We start from the raw sequence: 23560 nt of genomic DNA on the forward strand, positions 1-23560 counted from the left end.
CAGTATCCGGACGAGCGAATCGCGGAGGATTGCTGCCAGGCACGTACCAAGGAACAGGAAGATGTTGCGCCGCATGCTGATCATGCTGGGCGTGGTTGCCGTCATCGTTGCGGTGCTCGCCGGCTCGAAATACCTCTCCATCCAGAAACAGATCGCCATGTTCTCGGCACCGCGCCCGCCGGTCAGCGTCACCGCGACCGACGCCGTGCAGCGCGAATGGCAAAGCCGCCTGCCGGCCATTGGCACCCTGCGCGCGGTACAGGGCGTAACGGTGACCGCCGAAGTCGCGGGCATCGTGCGCAATATCCAGTTCGTCTCCGGCGACAAGGTCAAGCGCGACCAGCCCATCCTGCAGATGGACGACGACGTCGAGCAGGCCACCCTGCGCAGTGCCGAGGCCGACCTGGGACTGGCCAAGGTGGAATACGAGCGCGGCCGCAACCTGATCGACCGTCAGGCCATATCCAGGAGCGACTACGACCGCCTCGCCGCCCAGTTGAACCGCTCCACCGCCACCGTGGCGCAGCTGCGCGCGGCGCTGGCGAAGAAGCGCATCCTCGCGCCCTTCGACGGCACCGTCGGCATCCGCCGGGTGGACGTGGGCGACTACGTCTCGCCGGGCACCGAGATCGTCACCCTGCAGGACCTCTCCACCCTGCTGGTCGATTTCTTCCTGCCGGAACAGGACTTCCCCCTGCTCAAGCCCGGCCAGGCGGTGAGCGTGCGGGTCGCGGCCTATCCCGGGCAGACCTTCGCGGCGCGTATCGACGCGCTCAGCCCGCGGGTGGACAACGAGACGCGCAACCTGCTGGTCCGCGCCAGCATGACCAACCCCGACGGCAAGCTGCTGCCGGGCATGTTCGCCAACCTGGAAGTGCAGTTGCCCGACAGCGCGCCGCGCATCGTGGTCCCGGAAACCGCCGTGGCCTTTACCCTCTACGGCAACTCGGTGTACGTGGTCGGCCCGCAGAAGGACAAGGACGGCAAGGTGAAGGCCGACGACAAGGGCCAGCCCGTCCTCGCCGTGGAGCGCCGCTTCATCAAGACCGGCGAGCGCCGCGAAGGCAGCGTGGTCATCGTCGAGGGTTTGAAGGCCGGCGAGCGGGTGGTCACCTCCGGCCAGCTCAAGCTCGACAGCGGCACGCCGGTGGCGATCGTTCCGGACGCGCAGTAACAGACAGCAGTGCCTCGCCCTGGCGAGGACAGCGAGAGTACGGATTTCGCGAGTTGGAGCCAGGCAACGCCGCATGGCCGACGCGCAGCAAATCCGAACACAAAGGATTGAGAGTATGTTCACCGATCCCTTCATCCGTCGCCCGGTGCTGGCGACCGTGGTCAGCCTGCTGATCGTCCTGCTCGGCATGCAGGCCTTCAGCCGGCTGGTGATCCGCGAATACCCGCAGATGGAAAACGCGCTGATCACCGTCACCACCTTCTATGCCGGCGCCAACGCCGAAACCATCCAGGGCTACATCACCCAGCCGCTGCAGCAGAGCCTCGCCAGCGCCGAAGGCATTGACTACATGACCTCGGTGAGCCGGCAGAACTACTCGGTGATCTCGATCTACGCGCACATCGGCGCCAACACCGACCGCCTGGTGACCGAGTTGCTGTCGAAGATCGGCGAGGTGAAGACCCAGCTGCCGCCCGACGCCGAAGACCCGGTACTGGACAAGGAAGCCGCCGACGCCTCGGCGCTGATGTACATCAGCTTCTTCAGCGAGCAGATGAACAACCCGCAGATCACTGACTACCTGTCCCGCGTGATCCAGCCCAAGCTTGCCACCCTGCCCGGCATCGCCGAGGCCGAGATCCTCGGCAACCAGGTGTTCGCCATGCGCCTGTGGCTGGACCCGGTGAAGATGGCCGCCTACGGCATCACCGCCGGCGACATCGACAGCGCGGTGCGCCAGTACAACTTCCTCTCCGCCGCCGGCGAGGTGAAGGGCGAGATGGTGGTCACCTCGGTGAACGCCTCCACCGACCTGAAATCCCCGGAAGCCTTCGCCGCCATTCCACTCAAGACCGAGGGCGATCGCCGCGTGCTGATGGGCGACGTGGCGCGCATCGAACTGGGCGCGGCGAGCTACGACGCGGTCAGCTCGTTCAACGGCATCCCCTCGGTGTACATCGGCATCAAGGGCACGCCCAGCTCCAACCCGCTGGACGTGATCAAGGAAGTCCGCGCCCGGATGCCGGAGCTGGAAGAACAGCTGCCGCCGAGCCTGAAGGTGACCATCGCCTACGACGCCACGCGCTTCATCCAGGCCTCCATCGACGAGGTGGTGAAGACCCTGGGCGAGGCGATCCTGATCGTCATCGTGGTGGTCTTCCTGTTCCTCGGCGCGCTGCGCTCGGTGATCATCCCGGTGGTGACCATCCCGCTGTCGATGATCGGCGTGCTGTTCTTCATGCAGATGATGGGTTACTCGATCAACCTGCTGACGCTGCTGGCCATGGTGCTCGCCATCGGCCTCGTGGTGGACGACGCCATCGTGGTGGTGGAGAACATCCACCGCCACATCGAGGAAGGCAAGACGCCGTTCCAGGGCGCCATCGAGGGCGCGCGGGAAATCGCCGTGCCGGTGGTGACCATGACCATCACCCTGGCCGCCGTGTACGCCCCCATCGGCTTCCTCAGCGGCCTCACCGGTGCGCTGTTCAAGGAGTTCGCCTTCACCCTGGCGGGCGCGGTGATCATTTCCGGCATCGTCGCCCTGACCCTGTCGCCGATGATGTGCTCGCGCCTGCTGCGCCACGACGAGAACCCCACGGGCCTGGCCCATCGCCTGGACCTGATCTTCGAGGCGCTCAAGCAGCGCTACCAGCGCACCCTGCACGGCACGCTGAACAGCCGGCCGGTGGTGCTGGTGTTCGCCGCGCTGGTGCTGGCGATCATCCCCCTGCTGATGATGTTTACCCACAAGGAACTGGCGCCGGAGGAAGACCAGGGCATCGTCTTCATCATGTCCAACGCGCCGCAGACCGCGAACCTGGATTACCTGTCGAAGTACACCGCCGAGTTCGAGGGCATCTTCCGCACCTTCCCCGAGTACTACTCCGCGTTCCAGATCAACGGCTACAACGGCGTGCAGACCGGCATCGGCGGCATGCTGCTCAAGCCCTGGGACGAGCGCCAGCGCAGCCAGATGGAGCTGCTGCAGGCGGTGCAGGGAGAGCTGGACAAGATCCCCGGCCTGCAGATCTTCGGCTTCAACCTGCCGTCGCTGCCGGGCACTGGCGAGGGCCTGCCATTCCAGTTCGTGATCAACACCGCCAGCGACTACCAGTCGCTGCTGCAGGTGGCCGAGCGGGTGAAGAAGCGTGCCGAGGAGTCGGGCAAGTTCGCCTTCCTCGACCTGGACCTGGCCTTCGACAAACCTGAACTGGCGGTGGACATCGACCGCGCCAAGGCCGCGCAGATGGGCGTGACCATGCAGGACCTGGGCGTCGCCCTGGGTGCGCTGCTGGGCGAGGGCGAGATCAATCGCTTCACCATCGACGGGCGCAGCTACAAGGTGATCGCCCAGGTCGAGCGCGCCTACCGCGACAACCCGGGCTGGCTGAGCAACTACTACGTGAAAAGCCAGAGCGGCCAGCTGATCTCGCTGTCGACCCTGGTGACCTTCCACGAGCGCGCACGGCCGCGCCAGCTCAACCAGTTCCAGCAGCTCAACTCGGCGATCATCTCCGGCGTGCCGATGGTCAGCATGGGCGAGGCCATCGACACCGTGCGCGGCATCGCGGAGCAGGAATCGCCGCGCGGCTTCGCCTTCGACTACGCCGGCGCTTCGCGGCAGTTCGTGCAGGAAGGCAACGCGTTGATGATCACCTTCGCCCTGGCACTGGCGGTGATCTTCCTGGTGCTGGCGGCGCAGTTCGAGAGCTTCCGCGACCCGCTGGTGATCATGGTCACCGTACCGCTGTCGATCTGCGGCGCGCTGATCCCGCTGTTCCTCGGCCTGTCGAGCCTGAACATCTACACCCAGGTCGGGCTGGTGACGCTGATCGGGTTGATCAGCAAGCACGGCATCCTCATCGTCGAGTTTGCCAACCAGCTGCGTCACGAGCGCGGGCTGTCGGTGCGCGAGGCGGTGGAGGAAGCCGCCGCCATCCGCCTGCGCCCGGTGCTGATGACCACCGCCGCCATGGTGCTCGGGGTGATCCCGCTGCTGCTCGCCACCGGAGCCGGCGCGGTGAGCCGCTTCGACATCGGCGTGGTGATCGCCACCGGCATGAGCGTGGGTACGCTGTTCACCCTGTTCGTGCTGCCGTGCGTGTACACGCTGCTGGCGAAGGAGGACCCGAAGCCTGTCGGTGACGGAGCGCCGGCTTCGGCGCACTGATGAAAAAGCCCCGCATCAGCGGGGCTTTTTTTGGAGCGGCGGACCTTGTCCGCCATCGCGGGCATGGCCCGCTTCTACGAGATAGTCCGGTGCTCGGGCCTACCCTCACCCTAGCCCTCTCCCAGCGGGAGAGAGAACCGTTCGGTGCAGGATGAAACCTTGGCGTCAGCTGGCACGATCAGCCCCCTCCCCCTGAGGGAGAGGGCTGGGGTGAGGGGGATGGCCCAGGCACGGATTTATCCGGAACAAGACAGAAGAAATCACGCCGGCTGGCGCTGCATCGCATCGCCGGCGCTCTCCCCTTTCAGGCTCCAGCTCTTCAGGTGCTCCAGGCTTGCACGGTAAGGCTTGAGCCCCCGCGCCAGCAGGAAGGCGCCGGCGCTCAGCGCCACCAGGCTGACGATCAGCAGCGAGTAACGCAGCGCCATGTCGTCGGCGAACACGTAGTCGGTCACCAGGGCGATGGCGGTCGGGCCGACGCCGAGGCCGAGCAGCGTCACCACGAACAGGTAGATGGCCGACGCCTGGCCGCGCATGGAGTTGGGCATGATCTCCTGGATCGCCGCCGGCGCGACGCCGAACGGCATGCCGAGGAAGAATACGATGGGCGCCATCAGCACCGCCGCGGCATTGCCACTATCGAGCAGCGGATAGACCAGGGTGAAGGGGATCGCCAGGACCGCCGCCAGCAGGCCCACGCGCATGTTCGCGTCGGTGCGCCCGCGCTTCGCCCAGTAGTCCGCCAGGCGGCCACCGCAGACGATGCCCAGGCAACCGAACACCGCGACGATACTGCCGTACACCACGCCCACGTGGCCGGCGTCCCAGCCATAGGTGCGCACGAAGAAGGTCGGAATCCAGGCGCCGCTGCCGTAGCTGGCGAAGGAGATGCAGGCGAAGCCGAAGTTGTGGCAGATCACCGTCTTGCGGTTAGCACGCAGGTAGGCGCCGACTTCACTCATCGGCACCACCACGCCGGCACCCACGCCGCGCCGGGTCGGCTCCTTCACCGCCAGCATCAGCAGGGTGAAGAGCACGCCGGCGGCGCCGAGCAGCAGGAAGATCAGTTGCCACGGCCGCACTTCGCCGAGGATCGGCAGGTGCACGTCACCCTGGGCCGAGGCGAACTTGATCACCAGGCCGCCGAGCAGGAAGGCCAGGCCCGAGCCCAGGTAGATCCCCATGGAGTACACGCTGATGGCCGTGGCGCGGCGGTGGGCCGGGAAGCTGTCGGCGATCAGCGAATAGGCGGCAGGCGACAAGGCCGCCTCGCCCACGCCGACGCCGACGCGGAACAGCAGGAAGTGCCAATACTGCCGGGCCAGGCCGCAGGCGGCGGTCATCGCGCTCCAGATCAGCACGCCGACGGTGATCAGCCCGCGCCGGCTGCGGCTGTCGGCCATGCGTCCGAGCGGGATGCCGCAGAGGGTATAGAACAGCGCGAAGGACAGGCCCATCAGCAGGCTCATCTGCGTGTCGCTGATTTCCAGGTCGCGGCGGATGGGGCCGACCAGCAGGTTGAGAATCTGCCGGTCGATGAAGGACAGCACGTAGGCGACCATGAGGATCGCGACCGTGGACCATGCCACGGCACTGGAGGGGTAGCCGTTATTGTTGTTGTGCATGCGGGCTCCTGGACGCCGCCAACGCGGCGATGGCGATGGGGAGAACCCGCAGGGTAGGCACAGTGAACCGGCGGCGCGCGCACTATCAGGTCTCTGAATGCGGGCGGCGGCCGTTGGCTGATGGATGGGTGGTCAGGAGTTGGCTGAGGGGTTTTGCTGGAAACACCTGTAGGAGCGGGCTTGCTCGCGAACAGACTGTCCGGCGGCTCTGATGCCAAGCGGGTTCGCGAGCAAGCTCGCTCCTACAAAGAGCCCAGGACAACCGCTCGCCGATTTGTAGGGCGCATAAAGCGGAACGCTTTATCCGCCGTGGCAGATAACGCCCTACCTGACTGAAGGGAGAGGGAGCTATTCGAGCTCGCCGGATAGCACTGCAGCATGACCAGCACGAATGTCCCCTCTCCCTTCGGAGCGGGGCGCGCAGCCAGGGTTAGGGAGAGGGCAATGCCCCGCGCCGAAGTAGAATCAGACCGCCGTCGGCATCCGCTCGCACAGCTTCGCCAGCGCCTTCGCCCACAGCTCCTGATCGTTCAGGCAGGGCACCAGCACCAGCTCTTCTCCGCCCGCCGCGCGGAACTGCTCGCTGCCGCGCTGGCCGATTTCCTCCAGCGTCTCGATGCAGTCGGCGACGAAGGCCGGGCACATTACCAGCAGGCGCTTCACGCCCTGCTTGCCGAGCTTGTCCAGCTGCGCCTCGGTGTAAGGCTCGATCCACTTGTTGCGGCCCAGGCGCGACTGGAACGACACCGACCAGGTCCCGTCCGCAAGCCCAGCGCCTGCAGCGAAATCCTCCGCCGTGCGCAGGCACTGGCTGCGGTAACAGACCGCCATCACCTCATCGCTCATCCCGCGGCTGGAGCTGGCGGTCAGGTCGTGGCGCTTGTCCTTCACCAGCTTGCGGATGTGCGACTCGGGCAGGCCGTGGAAGCTCAGCAGCAGGTGGTCGTAGGGTTGTTCCAGATACGGCTTCACACTGTCCACCAGCGCCTGGCGATACTCCGCTTCGGCATAGAACGGCGGCAGCACCTTCAATTCGAAGCTCAGGCCGCGCTCGCGCATGACCCGGCGCGCTTCCTCGATGGCGGTGGTGGTGGTGCTGTCGGCGAACTGCGGGTAGAGCGGCGCGAAGGTCACCTGGGTGACGCCCTGCTGGCTCAGGCGCAGCAGCGCCGACTCGATGGACGGCTCGCCATAGCGCATGCCCAACTCCACCGGGCCGTGCGGCCAGTAGGGACGGATCGCCTCCTGCAGGCGGCGGCTGAGCACAATCAGCGGCGAACCCTCGTCCCACCAGATCGATGCATAGGCATGGGCCGATTCCTCGGGGCGCTTGCGCAGGACCAGCGACACCAGCAGGCGGCGGATCGGCCATGGCAGGTCGATCACGTAGGGGTCCATGAGGAACTGATCGAGGTAGCGGCGCACGTCCTCGACCTGGGTGGAAGCCGGCGAACCCAGGTTGACCAGCAGGAGGGCGTTTTGGGTCATGCAATGTCCTTGGAATCGGTTCACGATCTCGCCGGGCGGGAGCGGTGGGGCTGCGCAGTTTACACGCAGCGGATTGCCCCACGGCCCGGCGCTATTGCCGCAGGGCGCGGTGGCTCAGCGCTGCTCGCGCAGCACGTCCGCCAGGGCGTCCGCCAGGGCGTCCTGAATCTCGGGGAAGCGGAAGGTGAAGTCCGCATCCAGCAGCCGGCGCGGCACTACACGCTGCCCACCGAGCAGCAGTACCGACAACTCGCCGAGCATCAGGCGCAGGGCGAAGCCGGGTACGCCCAGCACGGTCGGCCGGTGCACTGCCCGCCCCAGTTCACGAGTGAAGTCGCGGTTGCGCACCGGCTGCGGCGCGCAGGCATTATAGGGACCCTCGGCATCGGCCCGCTGCAAAAGAAAATCGATGAGGGCGATCTGGTCTTCGATATGGATCCAGGACATCCACTGCCGGCCGTTCCCCAGCTGGCCGCCCAGCCCCAGGCGGAACGGCGGCAACATGCGTTTGAGGAAGCCGCCTTCGGGCGCCAGGACCAGCCCGGTGCGCACCAGCACCACGCGGATACCGAGCGCCTTGGCCTCGCGGGCGATCTGCTCCCACGCCAGGCACAACTCGCTGGCGAAATCCTCGCCGGCCGCCGCGCTGTTTTCCTCCAGCGGCCGCTCGCCGGCATCGCCGTACCAGCCCACCGCCGAACCGTTGATCAGCACACTGGGGCGCTGGCTGCGCGACTCAAGCCAGGCCACCAGCCGTTCGGTCAGCCCTACCCGGCTGTCCCACAGCAGCGCCTTGCGCGCGGCGCTCCAGGGTTTGTCGGCGATCGGCGCGCCGGCCAGATTGACCACCGCGTCCAGCGGCTCGTCACCGTAGTCCTGGAAGTCAGCGATCCCGCGCACCTGCTCGCCGCACAACGCGGCGACCCGCTGCGGCTGGCGGCTGAGCACCGTCAGGCGATGCCCGGCGGCGGTCCACTGGCGGCATAGGCGACGGCCAATCAGCCCGGTGCCACCGGTCAACAGAATATGCATGGCGAACTCCTTGTCAGTGTGTTCCACCCACCCTCAGTCTGGACGACACAGCGGCGCTTGCACCTGCCCGGACAGCGCTGAGGGTCTACGCTTTATTTGCCGGAACCGGCTGCTCTCATTCATGAAGGAACCGATGAGACGCAGAAGGTTCCGATGATCGGATTCCTGCCGATCACGGGCGCGTTGGCAGTCAAACGATTGTACAGATCAAACCATTTGTACAAGCCAACCACGCTCGTTACTCTGAAACAGACAACCAACGAGGCACGTCATGAGCGCCCCCATTGCCATCATTGGCACCGGTATCGCCGGACTCTCGGCCGCCCACGCCCTGCGGGACGCAGGACAGGACGTCCAGCTATTCGACAAGGGCCACGGCAGCGGCGGCCGCATGGCCAGCAAGCGAACCGAAGCCGGTGCCCTCGATCTCGGCGCGCAATACTTCACCGCCCGCGATCGACGTTTTCTCGACGCCATCCAGAAATGGCGCGTACAAGGCTGGGTCGCCGAATGGGACCCGGCCCTGTACCAGTACCGCGACGGCGAACTGAGCCCGTCGCCGGACGAACAACCGCGCTGGGTCGGCACCCCGCGCATGAGCGCGATCACCCGCGCCCTGCTGCAGGACCAGACCGTCACCTTCTCCTGCCGCATCACCGAGGTCTATCGCGGCGAGCAGCACTGGCACCTGCAGGACTCCGAAGGCCAGACCTACGGCCCCTTCAGCCGTGTGCTGATCGCCACCCCGGCGCCCCAGGCCGGCGCGCTGCTGGCCAGCGCACCGAAGCTGGCGGCGGCGGCAGCGAGCATCCCGATGGAGCCGACCTGGGCCGTCGCCCTGGGCTTCGCCGAGCCGTTGCAGACGCCGGTGCAGGGCTGCTTCGTGCATGAGGGCCCGCTTTCCTGGCTGGCCTGCAACCGCTCCAAGCCCGGCCGTGACGGGCAGCTCGATACCTGGGTGCTGCATGCCAGCAGCAGCTGGAGCAAGCAGAACATCGACCTGCCCAAGGAGAGCGTGATCGAGCACCTGCGTGGCGCCTTCGCCGAGCTGATCGGCTGTGCCGTGCACGCCCCCGACTTCGCCCTCGCCCACCGCTGGCTGTACGCCCGGCCGATGGAGGCCCACCAGTTCGGTGCGCTGGCCGACGCCGACCTGGGGATCTACGCCTGCGGCGACTGGTGCCTCTCGGGTCGTGTCGAAGGCGCCTGGCTGAGCGGCCTGGAAGCCGCCCGCCGCCTGCTGGAACACCTCTGAGTCCGCTGCGGTCTTCTCCCGCAGAGAAGGCCGCAGCCCTCTCGCCGATCTCACAAACTTGTACAAGTCTTTGCACTTGTACAAGAGTGCGCCTATTCTTGTCGATAGTTGTACAAATATTTTTATCCGTACAAGAAATCGGTCGCCAACATGCCCAACACCCCGCCACGCCCCCTGCTCGGAATCAGCGCCTGCCTGCTGGGCGAGCCGGTGCGCTACAACGGCGGACACAAGGCCTCACGCCTGTGCCTGGACGTGCTCAGCCGCCACTTCGATTTCAGCCCGGTCTGCCCGGAGGTCGCCATCGGCCTCGGCGTGCCACGACCGACTCTGCGCCTGGTCGGTGACCACGACGCCCCCAGGGCGCTGATCCAGCGCGAAGGCGACCGCGACGTCAGCGAGGCGCTTCGCGACCTCGGGCGCCAGCAGGCCGGCCTGCTGCAGGACATCTGCGGCTACATCTTCATGCAGCAATCACCCTCCTGCGGACTGCAGCGGGTGAAGCTCTATCGCCCCGACGGCCAGTTGCGCCCGCCGGGCGCTCGCGGGCTCTACGCGGAAGCCTTCTGCGCGGCTCGTCCGGAGTTGCCGGTGGAGGAAGAAGGTCGGCTGAACGACCCGGTGATCCGCGAGAACTTCCTCACCCGCGTGTTCGCCTACGCTGCCTGGCAGAAACTCTGCGCCCAGGGTCTGACGCGCCATGCGCTGATCGCCTTCCACTCGCGCTACAAGTACCAGCTGATGGCCCACAACCCCCGCCAGTACAGCGTCCTCGGCCAGCGCCTGGCGATGATCGGCAACCAGCCGCTGGACGATTTCGCCCCGGCCTACTTCCGCGATTTCATGCGCGCACTGGGCAGCTGCGCCACGCGCGGCACCCACAGCAACGTGCTGCAGCACCTCGCCGGCTACCTCAAGCATGAACTGCCGGCGGCGGAAAAAGCCGAGCTGCAGCGACTGATCGAGCAGTACCGCGCGGGAGTGATCCCGCTGGTGGTGCCACTGACGCTGCTCAAGCACCACTTCCGCCGGCATCCGCATCCCTATGTCGATATCCAGGCGTACCTCCAACCGCATCCCGAAGACCTGAGCCTGCGCAATGCCATCTGACGTACCGACAGGAACCCCATGAAAGCCGATCACCCGCACCGCGACACGGACGACGACTACCGCCAGGCGCTGGCCGAAGGCTGGCTCCCCATCCGCGAGGTGGCCCGGCGCACCGGGGTCAACCCGGTGACCCTGCGCGCCTGGGAGCGGCGCTACGGGCTGGTGGTGCCGCAGCGTACACCCAAGGGACATCGCCTCTACTCCGAGGCGCAGATCACGCGCATCCAGGCCATCCTCACCTGGCTCGGCCGCGGCGTGGCGGTGAGCAAGGTCCGCGCGCTGCTGGACAACCCGGACACGCCCGCCGCCGAATCGAACGCATCCCCCTGGGACGGCCTGCTGCAACACTGCATCGATGCCATCGGCCGGATCAGCGAGCGCCAGCTCGACGAACTGTTCAACGGCGCGCTGGCGGTCTACCCGGCCCACACCCTCTGCGAGCACCTGATGCTGCCGCTGCTGGAGCAACTGGAGCGGCGCTGGCAGGGCCAGTTTGGCGCGCAACTGGAGCGGGTGTTCTTCCACGGCTGGCTGCGCAGCAAGTTCGGCACCCGCCTCTACCACCACAATCGCCAGCAGCGCGGCGCACCGCTGCTGCTGGTGAACCACTCCGAGCTGCCGCTGGAGCCGGGCCTCTGGCTCAGCGCCTGGCTGGCCAGCAGTGCCGGCTGTCCGCTGGAAGTCTTCGACTGGCCGCTGCCCCCTGGCGAACTGGCGCTGGCGGTGGAACGCCTGAAGCCGCGCGCGGTGCTGCTCTATTCCAGCCAGACGCTCAACCTGGCCCAGCTGCCGCGTTTGCTGGCCGGCATCGAGTGCCCCCGGCTGCTGGCCGGCGCCGCCGCCCGCATCCACCAGGAGCAACTGACCGACGTGGCGGCACCGCTGCACCTGGCGCAGGACCCGGTCGCCGCCCTGCACTGCCTGCGCGAACTCGGGCTGCTCAACGGTGAGCCGGCATGAAGCGACAACTCCTCTGGCTGCGCACCGACCTGCGCCTGCGCGACAACACCGCCCTGGCGGCCGCGGCCGAACGCGGGCCGGTCATCGCCCTGTTCCTGCTCAGCCCCGGCCAATGGCGCGAACATGACGACGCGGCGTGCAAGGTGGACTTCTGGCTGCGCAACCTGCGTGAGCTGCACGCCGGGCTTGCCGGGCTGAATATCCCGCTGCTGGTGCGCACGGCGGATCGCTGGAGCGATGCGCCCCAGGTGATCGCCGAACTGTGCCGCGGCCATGGCATCGAGGCGGTACACGTCAACGAGGAATACGGGCTGCACGAAGCCCGCCGCGATGCCGCCGTGAAGCGCGAGCTGGCCAACCAGGGCGTCGATCTGCGCAGCTACCTCGACCAGCTGCTGTTCGCCCCCGGCACCCTGCTCACCAAGGGTGGCGGCTACTTCCAGGTCTACAGCCAGTTCCGCAAGCTCTGCTACGAGCGCCTCAACCGGGGCGTTCCCATGTTGCAACGGGCACCGCGTGCACAAGCGCCGCTGGAGCTGGCCAGCGATCCGCTGCCCGAATGGATCGACGGTTTCGAATCACCCACTGAGGATTTGCGCAGTCACTGGCCGGCGGGTGAAGCCGAAGCCCACGAACGCCTGGAAACCTTCACCGACGAACGCCTGGGCGGCTATCACGAGCGCCGCGACTTCCCCGCCAGCGACGGCACCAGCCAGCTCTCGCCCTACCTCGCCGCCGGAGTCCTCTCGCCACGCCAGTGCCTGTACGCGGCGCTGGCCAGCAACCACGGCGAATTCGAGACCGGCAACAGCGGCGCGGTCAGCTGGATCAACGAACTGCTCTGGCGCGAGTTCTACAAGCACATCCTGGTCGGCTTCCCGCGTGTGAGCCGGCATCGCGCCTTCCGCGAGGACACCGAAAGGCTGAACTGGCGCTACGACAAGCAAGACCTGGAAGCCTGGCAGCAGGGCCGCACCGGCTTCCCGCTGATCGACGCGGCGATGCGCCAATTGCTCGCCACCGGCTGGATGCACAACCGCCTGCGCATGGTGGTGGCGATGTTCCTCACCAAGAACCTGCTGATCGATTGGCGCGAAGGCGAGCGCTGGTTCATGCGTCACCTGATCGACGGCGACCTGGCGGCGAACAACGGCGGCTGGCAGTGGAGCGCTTCCACCGGAACCGATGCGGTGCCTTACTTCCGCATCTTCAATCCCCTCTCGCAATCCGAGCGCTTCGACCCCGACGGTCGCTTCATCCGTCGCTGGCTGCCGGAACTGGCTGGCGTGGAAGGCCGGGCGATTCACGATCCGTCACGGCTGGGGCTGTTCGGCGCGGCAGGTTATCCACAGCCGATGGTCGATCTTTCCGCCACGCGGGAGCGGGCGCTGGAAGCCTTCAAGCGCCTCTCCGCTAAGCCTTGATGCTTCAATCGCGGACAGAGTCCGCTCCTACGAGAACCGCCGGGACGAAGGTCAGACGGCTTCCATCGCCGATGCGACCGGGGACTTCTGTTCGCGAGCAAGCTCGCTCCTACAGGCGGTGCACCGTGCCGCTCTTCGTAGGAGCGAGCTTGCTCGCGAACCCGCCCAGCCGCAGACGGCAGGCACAAAAAAGCCGGACCCAAGGTCCGGCTTTTTTCGTCAGCGCCCTGTTACAGAGGCTGCGTGAAATACAGGCTGTAGGACTCGATGCCCTCGTTGGGCTGGCCGAGACCGGCGTTGGAATAGTGCAACGCCCGTACGCCGACAACCTGGCCACTGCTGAACTTCACGCCAGTGCCGATGCGATCCTCGAAGGTCACCGCGCCGCCCAGGTCCTGGTCACCCACTTCCGAACCGGTAAAGGCCGCGATACCGATACCGGCTTCCAGGAAGGGTTTGGCCGACTCGCCGGCGAATTCGTAGCGGAATACCGGGGAGAACGACAGAGAGTGACGGCCACCGGCACGATCACCCGCCGACCAGTAGGTATAGCCGGCATCCCAGTAGCCGGTCAGATGCCCCGCGGAGCTTTCCCACCAGCTCTTGTCCCAATCAAAGCCCATGCCCAGGCGGTAGGTCATGTCGCCCTGACCGGTTACCCCCACGGCGCCGGTAAGGCCGGCAGCCTGCACACTCACAACCTGACTCAGGGACAGTGCGGCCAAGGCGGCCAGCGAAAGTAGTTTCTTCATTGAAACATCCTTAATGAGAAAGCTGAATGAAAAATCCCCGCGAATAGCTGGACATTATAAGACCATGTATCGAACTTGGCCGACAGGGCCTTGTCGCTGACAGGTAATTTTTCCTTCATCCGCTGAACGAACTGACGAGCTCGTCGCTTCCCCACAGCACCGGCATGACCTTCTCCAGGCCTTCTACCGGTCCGCTGGTCCAGAACTCCGTCCGCTGTGCAGGCCCCGCCGCCAGCAGCTCGCGCGCCTGCAGCAGACGCTCCAGCTGAAGTGCCACCGCAGCGCCGGTATCGATCAGCGAAATATCCGCAGGGATCAGCTCGCGCAGCAGCGGGCGCAGGAACGGGTAGTGAGTGCAGCCCAGGATCAGCGTGTCGCAACCTTCGGCCAGCAAGGGCTCGACGTAGTGCCCCAGCAGGTCGCGCGTCTGCGGCCCGTTCAGATCGCCGGCCTCGATGCGCTCCACCAGCCCCGGACAGGGCTGGGTGATCACCCGCACGTCACCGGCGAAGCGATCGAGCAACGCGGCGAAGCGCGCGCTCTTGAGCGTTCCGGTCGTCGCCAGGACGCCGACTACGCCGCTGCGGGTTGCCTCGGCGGCCGGCTTCACCGCCGGCTCCATGGCCACGATCGGCATCTGCGGGTACAGCTCGCGCAGGTCGGCGGCCGCGGCGGCAGTGGCGGTATTGCAGGCCAGCACCAGCGCCTTGGCGCCACGGGCCAGGAGGAAATCCGCAATGGCGCGGCAGCGCTCGCGGATGTAGTCGGGGGTCTTTTCGCCGTAAGGGATGTGCCCGCAGTCGGCGAGGTAGATCAGCGACTCGTTGGGCAAACGGGCGCGAATCTCGTGAAGGACACTGAGTCCGCCGACGCCGGAGTCGAAGACACCAATGGGCGCAGCGTCAGCCATGCGCGACTCCGCACACGGCGCACTGCGGGTCGCGCTTGACGCGCAGTTCGCGGAAGCGCGTGCCCAGCGCATCGATCAGCAGCAGGCGGCCCACCAGCGGTTCGCCGAACCCGGCCAGCAGCTTGAGCGCTTCCAGCGCCTGCAGGCTACCCACCAGGCCCACCAGCGGACCGACCACGCCGGCCTCGCTGCAGGTCAGCTCGGCTTCGCTGCCATGGCCATAGAGGCAGTGGTAGCAGGGGCTTTCCTCGCGGCGCGGGTCGAACACCGAGAGCTGGCCTTCCAGGCGAATCGCCGCACCGCTCACCAGCGGCTTCTTCGCGGCGACGCAGGCGGCGTTCACCGCCTCGCGGGTGCCGAAGTTGTCGCAGCAGTCCAACACCAGGTCGACCGCGGCCACGGCGGCGTCGAGGGAATCGACGTCCAGCGCCTGGCGATGGGCGACCAGCTTCACGTCCGGGTTGATCGCCTGCAGGCGGGCCATGGCGGAGTCCACCTTGCCCATGCCGACGCTGCCGGTGTCGTGGATGATCTGCCGCTGCAGGTTGGTCAGGTCGACGCTGTCGAAGTCCGCCAGGTGCAGCTCGCCGACACCGGCAGCGGCCAGGTACAGCGCCACCGGGGCGCCCAGGCCGCCAAGGCCGACGATCAGTACGCGGCTGTCCTTCAGGCGCAGCTGGCCGTCGACGTCGATCTGCGGCAGGAGGATCTGCCGGCTGTAACGCAGCAGTTCGTTATCGCTCAGCATGTCCAGTTCCCCAGGCTGATACGTTCGTGGCCGCCGAGGTCGCGGCGGCTTTCCACGCGGGCGAAGCCACGGGTCAGCAGCAGGTCGCGCACGGCGTCGGCCTGGTCGTAGCCATGTTCGAGCATCAGCCAGCCGCCGATTTCCAGATGGTCCGGCGCCTGCTCGACGATCAGGCGGATGTCATCCAGCCCGTCGGCCCCGGAGACCAGCGCGCTCGACGGCTCGAATCGCACGTCGCCCTGCGTCAGGTGCGGGTCGGTACTGGGAATGTAGGGCGGGTTGCTGACGATCAGCGAGAAGCGCTCGCCGGCCAGTTCGGAGAACCACTGGCTGGCGCGGAAAGCGGCATTGCCCAGGTCCAGGCGTTCGCGGTTGCGCTCGGCCAGGGCCACGGCCTCGGCCACGCGGTCCACGCCCTGTACCTGCCAGCCCGGACGTTCGCAGGCCAGGGCCAGGGCGATGGCACCGGTGCCGGTGCCCAGGTCAAGCACGCGGGCCGGGGTGGCCGGCAGCAGCGCGAGGGCGGTTTCCACCAGCAATTCGGTGTCCGGACGCGGGATCAGGGTGTGCGGCGCGACTTCCAGGTCCAGGCTCCAGAAGCCCTGGTGGCCGAGGATGTAGGCAACCGGCTCACCGGCCTGGCGGCGGGCGATGAAGCTGTCGTAGAGGTCGTGGGCTTCGCGGCTGACCACTCGCTCCGGCCAGGTGCGCAGGAAGCTGCGCGACTTGCCCAACGCGGCGGCGAGCAGCAGCTCGGCATCCAGACGCGCACTGGGCGAGTCCGGCAGTTGCGCCTCGTTGAGCAGGGTCATGATGGTTGCCATGGTCTGTCGCTCTCTCAGTCGCCCGCGCTCTCAGTCACCCAACGCGGCCAACTGGTCGGCCTGGAACTCTTGCAGCAGGGGCTCGATCACCTGCTCCACCGCGCCTTCCATCACTTCCCCCAGGGAATAGAGGGTGAGGTTGATGCGGTGGTCGGTCACCCGGCCCTGCGGGAAATTGTAGGTGCGGATGCGCTCGGAGCGGTCCCCCGAACCGACCAGCAGCTTGCGCGTGCTGGCAATCGCCTGCTGGGCAGCGGCCTGCTGCTGGTCGTTGAGCTTGGCCGCGAGCCAGGCCATGGCCTTGGCGCGGTTCTTGTGCTGCGAGCGCTCTTCCTGGCACTCGACCACGATGCCCGACGGGATGTGCGTGATGCGCACCGCCGAGTCGGTCTTGTTCACGTGCTGGCCGCCGGCGCCGGAGGAGCGGTAGGTGTCCACGCGCAGGTCGGCCGGGTTGATCTCGATGGCCGCCTGTTCGTCCGGCTCCGGCAGCACCGCCACGGTGCAGGCCGAGGTGTGGATGCGGCCCTGGGATTCGGTGGCCGGCACGCGCTGCACGCGGTGGGCGCCGGACTCGAACTTGAGCTTGGCGTAGACGTTGTCGCCCTCGACACGGGCGATGACTTCTTTATAGCCGCCGTGCTCGCCTTCGTTCTCGGACATGATCTCGACGCGCCAGCCCTGCCTCTCGGCGTAGCGCGAGTACATGCGGAACAGGTCGCCGGAGAAGATCGCGGCTTCGTCGCCGCCGGTGCCGGCGCGGATTTCCAGGAACACGTTGCGGCCGTCGTTGGGGTCCTTGGGCAGCAGCATGCGCTGCAGGCGATCCTCCAGGCCGACCAGCGCGGTCTTGGCCTCGGCGACTTCTTCCTCGGCCATCTCGCGCAGGTCCGGGTCGCTGTCCTTGAGCAGCGCCTGGGCGCCCTCCAGGTCCGACTGCACCTTGCGGAACTCGCGGAAGGCGAGGATGACCGGCTCCACTTCCGCGTATTCACGGGAGTAGGCGCGGAACTTGGTCTGGTCGCTGATCACCTCGGCGTCGCCCAGCAGAGCGGTGAGCTCTTCGTAGCGGTCGCTTAAGATATCCAGCTTTTTCAGGAGGGACGCTTTCATCGCTTGTCAGTGCCCTCCTCGAGGGCGAACAGTTCCTGCGCGACGGCCAGCGCATCGATGCGGCCCTCGGCGGAGAGTTTCTTCATCTGCACGCTGGGCGCGTGCAGCAACTTGTTGGTCAGGCCACGGGCGAGCTGCGCCATGACCTCCATCGGGTCGGCGCCGTTGGCCAGCAGGCGCTGGGCCTTCTGGGTTTCCTCGTCGCGCAGGCGCTCGGCCTGCTGGCGGTAGGCGCGCAGCACGTCGACGGCGGCCAGTTCGCGCAGACGCGCCATGAAATCGACGACGCCATCGCCGACCAGTTCCTCGGCGGCCTGGGCGGCGCCCTGGCGGCTCTTGAGGTTCTCGGCAACCACTTCGTGGAGGTCGTCGACGCTATAGAGGTAGACGTCCTCCAGTTCGCCGACTTCCGGCTCGATGTCGCGCGGCACAGCGATATCGACCATGAACATCGGCTTGTGCCGGCGCTGCTTCAGCGCGCGCTCCACCGCGCCCTTGCCGAGGATCGGCAGCTGGCTGGCGGTGGAACTGATGACGATGTCGCTGTTGACCAGCTCGTCCGGCATGTCGGCCAGCAGGATGGCGCGGGCGCCGAACTGCTCTGCCAACTGGCTGGCACGCTCCAGGGTGCGGTTGGCGACCACGATGCGCTTCACGCCCTGCTCGTGCAGGTGGCGGGCGACCAGGGTGATGGTCTCGCCGGCGCCGATCAGCAGCGCCTGGCTGCGGCTCAGGTCGCTGAAGATCTGCCGGGCCAGGCTCACCGCGGCGAAGGCCACGGACACCGGGTTCTCGCCGATGGCGGTGTCGGTGCGCACGGTCTTGGCGGTGCTGAAGGTCGCCTGGAACAGGCGGCCGAGCATCGGACCAATGGTGCCGGCCTCGCGGGCTACCGCGTAGGCGGACTTCATCTGGCCGAGGATCTGCGGCTCGCCCAGCACCATGGAGTCCAGGCCGGCGGCGACGCGCATCATGTGGCGCACCGCATCGTCGTCCTGGTGCACGTAGGCGCAGGCGCGCAGGTCGTCGATGTTCAGGTTGTGATAGTCGGCGAGCCAGGCCAGCACGTCACCGGCATCCGGGTGCTCGATCTCCAGGTAGAGTTCGCTGCGGTTGCAGGTGGAAAGGATCGCGGCCTCGCGGCTGGACGTCAGACGGCAGAGCAGTTGCAAGGCCTCGACCATCTGCTCGGGAGTAAAAGCCACGCGCTCGCGCACGGCCACGGACGCGGTCTTGTGGTTGATACCGAGGGCAATGAAGGCCATGCAGGGTCGCTGAGCTGATCGGAAAGCCCGCAATTGTCCTACTTAGCCTTGTGAAGGACAACCACCCGCGACGTATCGCACACTGCAAATCGTATACAAGGCCCGAAGCGGCGCTTGCCCATGGGATTGCCACATTCCTTATGTCATGATGGGTGCTATTTCGCAGGTTAGGTCATCATCCTTCCTCTATGAACAAGTCTCTCGCGCTGCTGACTGCTCTGCTGCTGCTCGGCGGCTGCCAGTCCCTTTCCCATAAAACCCCGGATGGTTCTTCCGCCGAGAAGGACAAGGCCGCCGCTGCCCAGAAGGAGCAGAAGTACGGCTCCTTCAGCGAAGAGACTCTGTATTCGCTGCTGACCGCCGAGCTCGCCGGCCAGCGCAACCGTTTCGACATCGCCCTCGCCAACTACGTCGAACAGGCCCGCGCCACCCAGGACCCGGGCGTCGCCGAACGCGCCTTCCGCATCGCAGAGTACCTGGGCGCCGACCAGGAAGCCCTGGACACCTCGCTGATCTGGGCCAAGGCCGCGCCGGACAACCTCGACGCCCAGCGCGCCGCCGCCATCCAGCTGGCGCGCACCGGGCAGTACGACGAATCCATGGTGTACATGGAGAAAGTCCTCAATGGCCAAGGCGACACCCACTTCGACTTCCTCGCGCTGTCCGCCGCCGAAACCGACCCGGACACGCGCGCCGGCCTGCTGCAGAGCTTCGACCGCCTGCTGAAGAAGTACCCGGACAACGGCCAGCTGCTGTTCGGCAAGGCCCTGCTGCTGCAACAGGACGGCCGCCCGCAGGAAGCGCTGCACCTGCTCGAAGACAACTCCGCCAGCAAGCACGACGTCGCCCCGCTGCTGCTGCGCGCGCGCCTGCTGCAGAGCATGAAGCGCAGCGACGAAGCGCTGCCGCTGCTGAAGAACGGCATCAAGGAACACCCGGACGACAAGCGCGTGCACCTGGCCTACGCCCGCCTGCTGGTGGAGCAGAACCGCCTGGACGAAGCCAAGGCCGAGTTCTCCGCGCTGGTGGAGCAGTTCCCCGATGACGACGACCTGCGCTTCTCCCTGGCGCTGGTCTGCCTGGAAGCCCAGGCCTGGGACGAAGCCAAGGTCTACCTGCAGGAACTGGTCGAGCGCGACAGCCATGTCGACGCCGCCCACTTCAACCTGGGCCGCCTGGCCGAGGAGCAGAAGCAGCCGGACACCGCGCTCAAGGAATACGCCCTGGTCGGCCCCGGCAACGACTTCCTCCCGGCGCAGCTGCGCCAGACCGAAATCCTGCTCGACCAGAAGCGCGTCGACGAAGCCTCCCGCCGCCTCGCCGAAGCCCGCGAGCGCCAGCCGGACTACGCCATCCAGCTGTACCTGATCGAAGCCGAAGGCCTGTCCAACCGCGGCCAGGTCGACCGCGCCTGGAACGTCATCCAGCAGGGCCTCAAGCAGTTCCCGGATGACCTCAACCTGCTCTACACCCGCTCCATGCTGGCCGAGAAGCGCAACGATCTTTCGCAGATGGAGCAGGACCTGCGCCTGATCATCCAGCGCGAGCCGGACAACGCCATGGCGCTCAATGCGCTGGGCTACACCCTGGCCGACCGCACCACCCGCTACAGCGAAGCCCGCGACCTGATCCAGAAGGCCCACCAGCTGAACCCGGACGACCCGGCGATCCTCGACAGCCTGGGCTGGGTCAACTACCGCATGGGCAACCTCAGCGCAGCGGAAGGCTATCTGCGCCAGGCGCTGGAGCGTTTCCCCGACCACGAAGTCGCCGCGCACCTGGGCGAAGTGCTCTGGGCCCAGGGCAAGCAGAGCGAAGCCCGCAAGGTGTGGGCCGCCGCCCTGCAAACCCAGCCCGACAGCGCCGTCCTGCGCGACACCATGAAGCGCCTGACCGGCTCCGGAACCCTCTGATCCATGCGTTTACGTCACCTGATCGGCGCCGCCGCCCTCGCCCTGCTTGCAGGCTGTTCGGGCTTCGGCACCCATGAATCCCTCGAAGGCCAGGGCAACGCCGCCGCCTGGAACGCCCACAAGACCCGCATCGCCACCCTCGATGGCTGGCAGATCGACGGCAAGGTCGGCATCCGCGCGCCCAAGGACTCCGGCAGCGGCACCCTGTTCTGGCTGCAACGCCAGGGCTACTACGACATCCGCCTGTCCGGCCCGCTGGGCCGTGGCGCCGCGCGCCTGACCGGCCGCGAAGGCGCGGTGACCCTCGAAGTCGCCGGGCAAGGCCGCTATGAAGCCGCCTCCCCCGAAGAGCTGCTGGAACAACAGATGGGCTGGCGCCTGCCAGTCTCCCACCTGCTGTGGTGGATTCGCGGCCTGCCCGCGCCGGACAGCAAGAGCCGTCTGACCCTGGACGGCGACAGCCGCCTGGCCAAGCTCGAACAGGACGGCTGGGAAGTGGAATACACCCGCTACAGCGAACAGGACGGCTACTGGCTGCCGGAGCGCCTGAAGCTGCACGGCCAGGATCTGGACGTGACCCTGGTGGTGAAGACCTGGCAGCCGCGCCAACTGGGCGCCGGCCAGGCGAAGCAAGCGGGCCAGCAGTGACATGCAGGACCGCCTGACCCTGCCGGCCCCGGCCAAGCTCAACCTGTTCCTGCACATCAATGGCCGCCGTCCCGACGGCTACCACGAACTGCAGACCCTCTTCCAATTCCTCGACCACGGCGACGAACTGCAATTCGCCCTGCGCGAGGACGGCGAAATCCGCCTGAACACCGAGATCGAAGGCGTTCCCCACGACAGCAACCTGATCGTCAAGGCCGCGCGCCGGCTGCAGGAACAATCGGGCTGCCGGCTCGGCACCGACATCTGGCTGGACAAGCGCCTGCCCATGGGCGGCGGCATCGGCGGCGGCAGCTCCGACGCGGCCACCACCCTGCTCGGCCTGAATCACCTGTGGAATCTCGACTGGGATGAAGACCGTCTCGCGGCGCTGGGCCTGACCCTGGGCGCCGACGTACCGGTATTCGTGCGCGGCCGCGCGGCGTTCGCCGAAGGTGTCGGCGAGAAGCTCACGCCGGTAACGCTGGAGGAGCCCTGGTTCCTCGTCGTCGTACCGCAAGTCTTTGTCAGCACAGCAGAAGTTTTCTCCGATCCCGAGTTGACACGGGATACTCCGCCCATTAAAGTTCGCAGCCTTCTCGGGGTGGACGGTCATAACGACTGCCAGCCGGTCGTCGAGAAGCGTTACCCGGATGTACGTAACGCACTGATCCAGCTAGGTAAATTTACCGAAGCGAGATTGACCGGCACCGGAGCTTGTGTGTTTGGGAGCTTCCCAAACCGAGGCGATGCTGATAAAGTTCGCCGCCAACTTCCGGCCACTCTGCCAAGTTTTGTTGCCCAGGGTCGTAACATCTCGATGTTGCACCGCAAGCTTCAAGGCCAGGCCTGAGAAAAAAGCAATGTAATCGGTTGTACGATACAGGGGCGTCGCCAAGCGGTAAGGCAGCAGGTTTTGATCCTGCCATGCGTTGGTTCGAATCCAGCCGCCCCTGCCATAACCCACAGGGTCATACGTACAGCGTCAACGAACACATTGCTCCGCAAGTTGTAAGCTACAGGGGCGTCGCCAAGCGGTAAGGCAGCAGGTTTTGATCCTGCCATGCGTTGGTTCGAATCCAGCCGCCCCTGCCATTTTCTTCTGGCTCAACCGGGCCTACCCTCAAGCCGACACAGGTACCGCAGCGTGTCCAAAATGATGGTTTTCACGGGGAACGCCAACCCCGATCTGGCACGCCGTGTCGTACGGCAGCTGCACATCCCCCTCGGTGACGTTTCTGTCGGTAAATTCTCCGACGGCGAAATCAGCGTTGAGATCAACGAAAACGTTCGTGGTAAGGACGTCTTCCTGATTCAACCGACCTGCGCACCGACCAACGACAACCTGATGGAACTGGTAGTGATGGCTGACGCCTTCCGCCGCTCCTCGGCGACTCGTATCACGGCCGTCATCCCCTACTTCGGTTATGCCCGCCAGGACCGCCGTCCGCGTTCCGCCCGCGTGGCCATCAGCGCCAAGGTCGTTGCCGACATGCTGACCGTCGTAGGCGTCAACCGCGTTCTGACCGTTGACCTGCACGCCGACCAGATCCAGGGCTTCTTCGATATCCCCGTCGACAACATCTACGGCTCGCCCGTACTGGTCGACGACATCGAAGACCAGCGCTTCGAGAACCTGATGATCGTCTCCCCGGACATCGGTGGTGTGGTGCGTGCTCGCGCCGTCGCCAAGTCCCTGGGCGTCGACCTGGCCATCATCGACAAACGTCGTCCGAAGGCCAACCAGTCCGAAGTCATGCACATCATCGGTGATGTCGAAGGCCGTACCTGCGTACTGGTCGACGACATGGTCGATACCGCCGGCACCCTCGGCCACGCCGCCAAGGCTCTGAAAGAGCACGGCGCCGCCAAGGTCATCGCCTACTGCACCCACCCGGTGCTGTCCGGCCGTGCCATCGAGAACATCGAAAATTCCGTACTGGACGAGCTGGTAGTGACCAACACCATCCCGCTGTCCGCTGCTGCACAAGCCTGTGGCCGCATCCGCCAGCTGGACATCGCTCCGGTTGTCGCTGAAGCCATGCGCCGCATCAGCAATGAAGAATCGATCAGCGCCATGTTCCGCTAAGGCGGAACAGCGCTGACGTAAAGCGCCCCGTCATGTCGATGGGGCATTAAGCAAAATCGCC

Annotated in this window: 18 protein-coding genes, 2 tRNA genes and 1 pseudogene; 12 read left to right on the forward strand and 9 right to left on the reverse strand. The window is 66.4% G+C overall.

Translation table 11 applies throughout. The features are described 5' to 3' along the window. Positions 1 to 61: 61 nt before the first annotated feature. Both ACQ5BL_RS11795 and ACQ5BL_RS11800 read left to right on the forward strand, forming a co-directional pair. Positions 62 to 1174 (forward strand): efflux RND transporter periplasmic adaptor subunit, encoded by a 1113-nt coding sequence (locus tag ACQ5BL_RS11795; RefSeq protein ID WP_243806597.1) that lies wholly within the window; start codon positions 62 to 64, stop codon positions 1172 to 1174. A 115-nt stretch (positions 1175 to 1289) separates the two neighbouring features. Next, entirely contained in the window at positions 1290 to 4346 is a 3057-nt protein-coding gene (locus tag ACQ5BL_RS11800) for a multidrug efflux RND transporter permease subunit (RefSeq protein ID WP_243806606.1), read from the forward strand. A 260-nt stretch (positions 4347 to 4606) separates the two neighbouring features. Here ACQ5BL_RS11800 and ACQ5BL_RS11805 read toward each other — a convergent pair whose 3' ends face one another. The 3 genes from ACQ5BL_RS11805 to ACQ5BL_RS11815 all read right to left on the reverse strand — a co-directional run bounded on the left by ACQ5BL_RS11805 (position 4607) and on the right by ACQ5BL_RS11815 (position 8491). Further along, positions 4607 to 5971 (reverse strand): spinster family MFS transporter, encoded by a 1365-nt coding sequence (locus ACQ5BL_RS11805; protein ID WP_207886069.1) that lies wholly within the window; start codon positions 5969 to 5971, stop codon positions 4607 to 4609. A 465-nt stretch (positions 5972 to 6436) separates the two neighbouring features. Next, positions 6437 to 7459 (reverse strand): ferrochelatase, encoded by a 1023-nt coding sequence (gene hemH / locus ACQ5BL_RS11810; RefSeq protein ID WP_243806609.1) that lies wholly within the window; start codon positions 7457 to 7459, stop codon positions 6437 to 6439. A 114-nt stretch (positions 7460 to 7573) separates the two neighbouring features. Further along, positions 7574 to 8491 (reverse strand): TIGR01777 family oxidoreductase, encoded by a 918-nt coding sequence (locus ACQ5BL_RS11815; protein ID WP_243806611.1) that lies wholly within the window; start codon positions 8489 to 8491, stop codon positions 7574 to 7576. 271 nt (positions 8492 to 8762) lie between these two features. Here ACQ5BL_RS11815 and ACQ5BL_RS11820 point away from each other — a divergent pair, with 271 nt between their 5' ends. The 4 genes from ACQ5BL_RS11820 (at position 8763) to phrB (ending at position 13240) form a co-directional block, all read left to right on the forward strand. Further along, positions 8763 to 9746, forward strand: a complete 984-nt coding sequence (locus ACQ5BL_RS11820; protein WP_207886072.1) for an NAD(P)/FAD-dependent oxidoreductase — start codon at positions 8763 to 8765, stop codon at positions 9744 to 9746. A 150-nt stretch (positions 9747 to 9896) separates the two neighbouring features. Then, positions 9897 to 10856 (forward strand): YbgA family protein, encoded by a 960-nt coding sequence (locus tag ACQ5BL_RS11825; RefSeq protein WP_243806613.1) that lies wholly within the window; start codon positions 9897 to 9899, stop codon positions 10854 to 10856. An 18-nt stretch (positions 10857 to 10874) separates the two neighbouring features. Next, positions 10875 to 11816, forward strand: a complete 942-nt coding sequence (locus tag ACQ5BL_RS11830) for a MerR family transcriptional regulator (protein ID WP_243806614.1) — start codon at positions 10875 to 10877, stop codon at positions 11814 to 11816. Further along, the gene (phrB, locus tag ACQ5BL_RS11835; protein ID WP_243806616.1) at positions 11813 to 13240 is read left to right on the forward strand and encodes a deoxyribodipyrimidine photo-lyase; all 1428 of its coding nucleotides are present in this window, start codon (positions 11813 to 11815) and stop codon (positions 13238 to 13240) included. The genes ACQ5BL_RS11830 and phrB overlap by 4 nt, the downstream gene beginning before the upstream one ends. Before the next feature lie 230 nt (positions 13241 to 13470). On the opposite strand, the gene ACQ5BL_RS11840 is transcribed toward phrB, so the two are convergent. The 6 genes from ACQ5BL_RS11840 to hemA form a co-directional block, all read right to left on the reverse strand. Beyond that, complete coding sequence (locus ACQ5BL_RS11840; RefSeq protein WP_243806618.1) at positions 13471 to 13992, reverse strand: acyloxyacyl hydrolase; 522 nt, start codon at positions 13990 to 13992, stop codon at positions 13471 to 13473. A 115-nt stretch (positions 13993 to 14107) separates the two neighbouring features. Next, entirely contained in the window at positions 14108 to 14902 is a 795-nt protein-coding gene (gene murI / locus ACQ5BL_RS11845) for a glutamate racemase (RefSeq protein ID WP_243806620.1), read from the reverse strand. Beyond that, positions 14895 to 15650, reverse strand: a complete 756-nt coding sequence (locus ACQ5BL_RS11850) for a molybdopterin-synthase adenylyltransferase MoeB (RefSeq protein WP_207886078.1) — start codon at positions 15648 to 15650, stop codon at positions 14895 to 14897. Before ACQ5BL_RS11850 ends, murI begins: the two co-directional genes overlap by 8 nt. Then, positions 15644 to 16474, reverse strand: coding sequence for a peptide chain release factor N(5)-glutamine methyltransferase (prmC, locus tag ACQ5BL_RS11855; RefSeq protein ID WP_243806622.1), 831 nt, complete (start codon positions 16472 to 16474; stop codon positions 15644 to 15646). Before prmC ends, ACQ5BL_RS11850 begins: the two co-directional genes overlap by 7 nt. Positions 16475 to 16504: 30 nt before the next feature. Continuing rightward, complete coding sequence (prfA, locus tag ACQ5BL_RS11860; protein ID WP_243806631.1) at positions 16505 to 17587, reverse strand: peptide chain release factor 1; 1083 nt, start codon at positions 17585 to 17587, stop codon at positions 16505 to 16507. Further along, on the reverse strand, positions 17584 to 18852 hold the full coding sequence (gene hemA / locus ACQ5BL_RS11865) for a glutamyl-tRNA reductase (RefSeq protein ID WP_243806633.1): 1269 nt from the start codon (positions 18850 to 18852) through the stop codon (positions 17584 to 17586). Before hemA ends, prfA begins: the two co-directional genes overlap by 4 nt. A 145-nt stretch (positions 18853 to 18997) precedes the next feature. Between hemA and ACQ5BL_RS11870 the strand changes: the two are divergent. The 6 genes and pseudogenes from ACQ5BL_RS11870 to ACQ5BL_RS11895 all read left to right on the forward strand — a co-directional run bounded on the left by ACQ5BL_RS11870 (position 18998) and on the right by ACQ5BL_RS11895 (position 23499). Beyond that, positions 18998 to 20765 (forward strand): annotated as a pseudogene (locus ACQ5BL_RS11870) (tetratricopeptide repeat protein). A gap of 3 nt (positions 20766 to 20768) precedes the next feature. Continuing rightward, positions 20769 to 21413: a lipoprotein insertase outer membrane protein LolB gene (gene lolB / locus ACQ5BL_RS11875; RefSeq protein WP_243806636.1), complete on the forward strand. Its 645-nt coding sequence runs from the start codon at positions 20769 to 20771 to the stop codon at positions 21411 to 21413. A gap of 1 nt (position 21414) precedes the next feature. Beyond that, complete coding sequence (gene ispE, locus ACQ5BL_RS11880; protein ID WP_243806639.1) at positions 21415 to 22263, forward strand: 4-(cytidine 5'-diphospho)-2-C-methyl-D-erythritol kinase; 849 nt, start codon at positions 21415 to 21417, stop codon at positions 22261 to 22263. A 31-nt stretch (positions 22264 to 22294) separates the two neighbouring features. After that, positions 22295 to 22369, forward strand: a tRNA-Gln gene (locus ACQ5BL_RS11885). A 61-nt stretch (positions 22370 to 22430) separates the two neighbouring features. After that, positions 22431 to 22505 (forward strand) — tRNA-Gln (locus tag ACQ5BL_RS11890). 52 nt (positions 22506 to 22557) lie between these two features. Then, a complete protein-coding gene (locus tag ACQ5BL_RS11895) occupies positions 22558 to 23499 on the forward strand; it encodes a ribose-phosphate pyrophosphokinase (protein WP_015478849.1) in 942 nt (313 codons plus the stop codon). The last annotated feature ends 61 nt before the right edge of the window (positions 23500 to 23560 follow it).

Source organism: Pseudomonas sp. B1-22, assembly GCF_050474425.1.
In the GTDB taxonomy this organism is placed as follows: domain Bacteria; phylum Pseudomonadota; class Gammaproteobacteria; order Pseudomonadales; family Pseudomonadaceae; genus Pseudomonas.

Coding starts and splice junctions, on each gene's coding strand:
- ACQ5BL_RS11795 (WP_243806597.1), top strand. CDS start 62: ATGTTGCGCCGCATGCTGATCATGCTGGGCGTGGTTGCCGTCATCGTT.
- ACQ5BL_RS11800 (WP_243806606.1), top strand. CDS start 1,290: ATGTTCACCGATCCCTTCATCCGTCGCCCGGTGCTGGCGACCGTGGTC.
- ACQ5BL_RS11805 (WP_207886069.1), bottom strand. CDS start 5,971: ATGCACAACAACAATAACGGCTACCCCTCCAGTGCCGTGGCATGGTCC.
- hemH (WP_243806609.1), bottom strand. CDS start 7,459: ATGACCCAAAACGCCCTCCTGCTGGTCAACCTGGGTTCGCCGGCTTCC.
- ACQ5BL_RS11815 (WP_243806611.1), bottom strand. CDS start 8,491: ATGCATATTCTGTTGACCGGTGGCACCGGGCTGATTGGCCGTCGCCTA.
- ACQ5BL_RS11820 (WP_207886072.1), top strand. CDS start 8,763: ATGAGCGCCCCCATTGCCATCATTGGCACCGGTATCGCCGGACTCTCG.
- ACQ5BL_RS11825 (WP_243806613.1), top strand. CDS start 9,897: ATGCCCAACACCCCGCCACGCCCCCTGCTCGGAATCAGCGCCTGCCTG.
- ACQ5BL_RS11830 (WP_243806614.1), top strand. CDS start 10,875: ATGAAAGCCGATCACCCGCACCGCGACACGGACGACGACTACCGCCAG.
- phrB (WP_243806616.1), top strand. CDS start 11,813: ATGAAGCGACAACTCCTCTGGCTGCGCACCGACCTGCGCCTGCGCGAC.
- ACQ5BL_RS11840 (WP_243806618.1), bottom strand. CDS start 13,992: ATGAAGAAACTACTTTCGCTGGCCGCCTTGGCCGCACTGTCCCTGAGT.
- murI (WP_243806620.1), bottom strand. CDS start 14,902: ATGGCTGACGCTGCGCCCATTGGTGTCTTCGACTCCGGCGTCGGCGGA.
- ACQ5BL_RS11850 (WP_207886078.1), bottom strand. CDS start 15,650: ATGCTGAGCGATAACGAACTGCTGCGTTACAGCCGGCAGATCCTCCTG.
- prmC (WP_243806622.1), bottom strand. CDS start 16,474: ATGGCAACCATCATGACCCTGCTCAACGAGGCGCAACTGCCGGACTCG.
- prfA (WP_243806631.1), bottom strand. CDS start 17,587: ATGAAAGCGTCCCTCCTGAAAAAGCTGGATATCTTAAGCGACCGCTAC.
- hemA (WP_243806633.1), bottom strand. CDS start 18,852: ATGGCCTTCATTGCCCTCGGTATCAACCACAAGACCGCGTCCGTGGCC.
- lolB (WP_243806636.1), top strand. CDS start 20,769: ATGCGTTTACGTCACCTGATCGGCGCCGCCGCCCTCGCCCTGCTTGCA.
- ispE (WP_243806639.1), top strand. CDS start 21,415: ATGCAGGACCGCCTGACCCTGCCGGCCCCGGCCAAGCTCAACCTGTTC.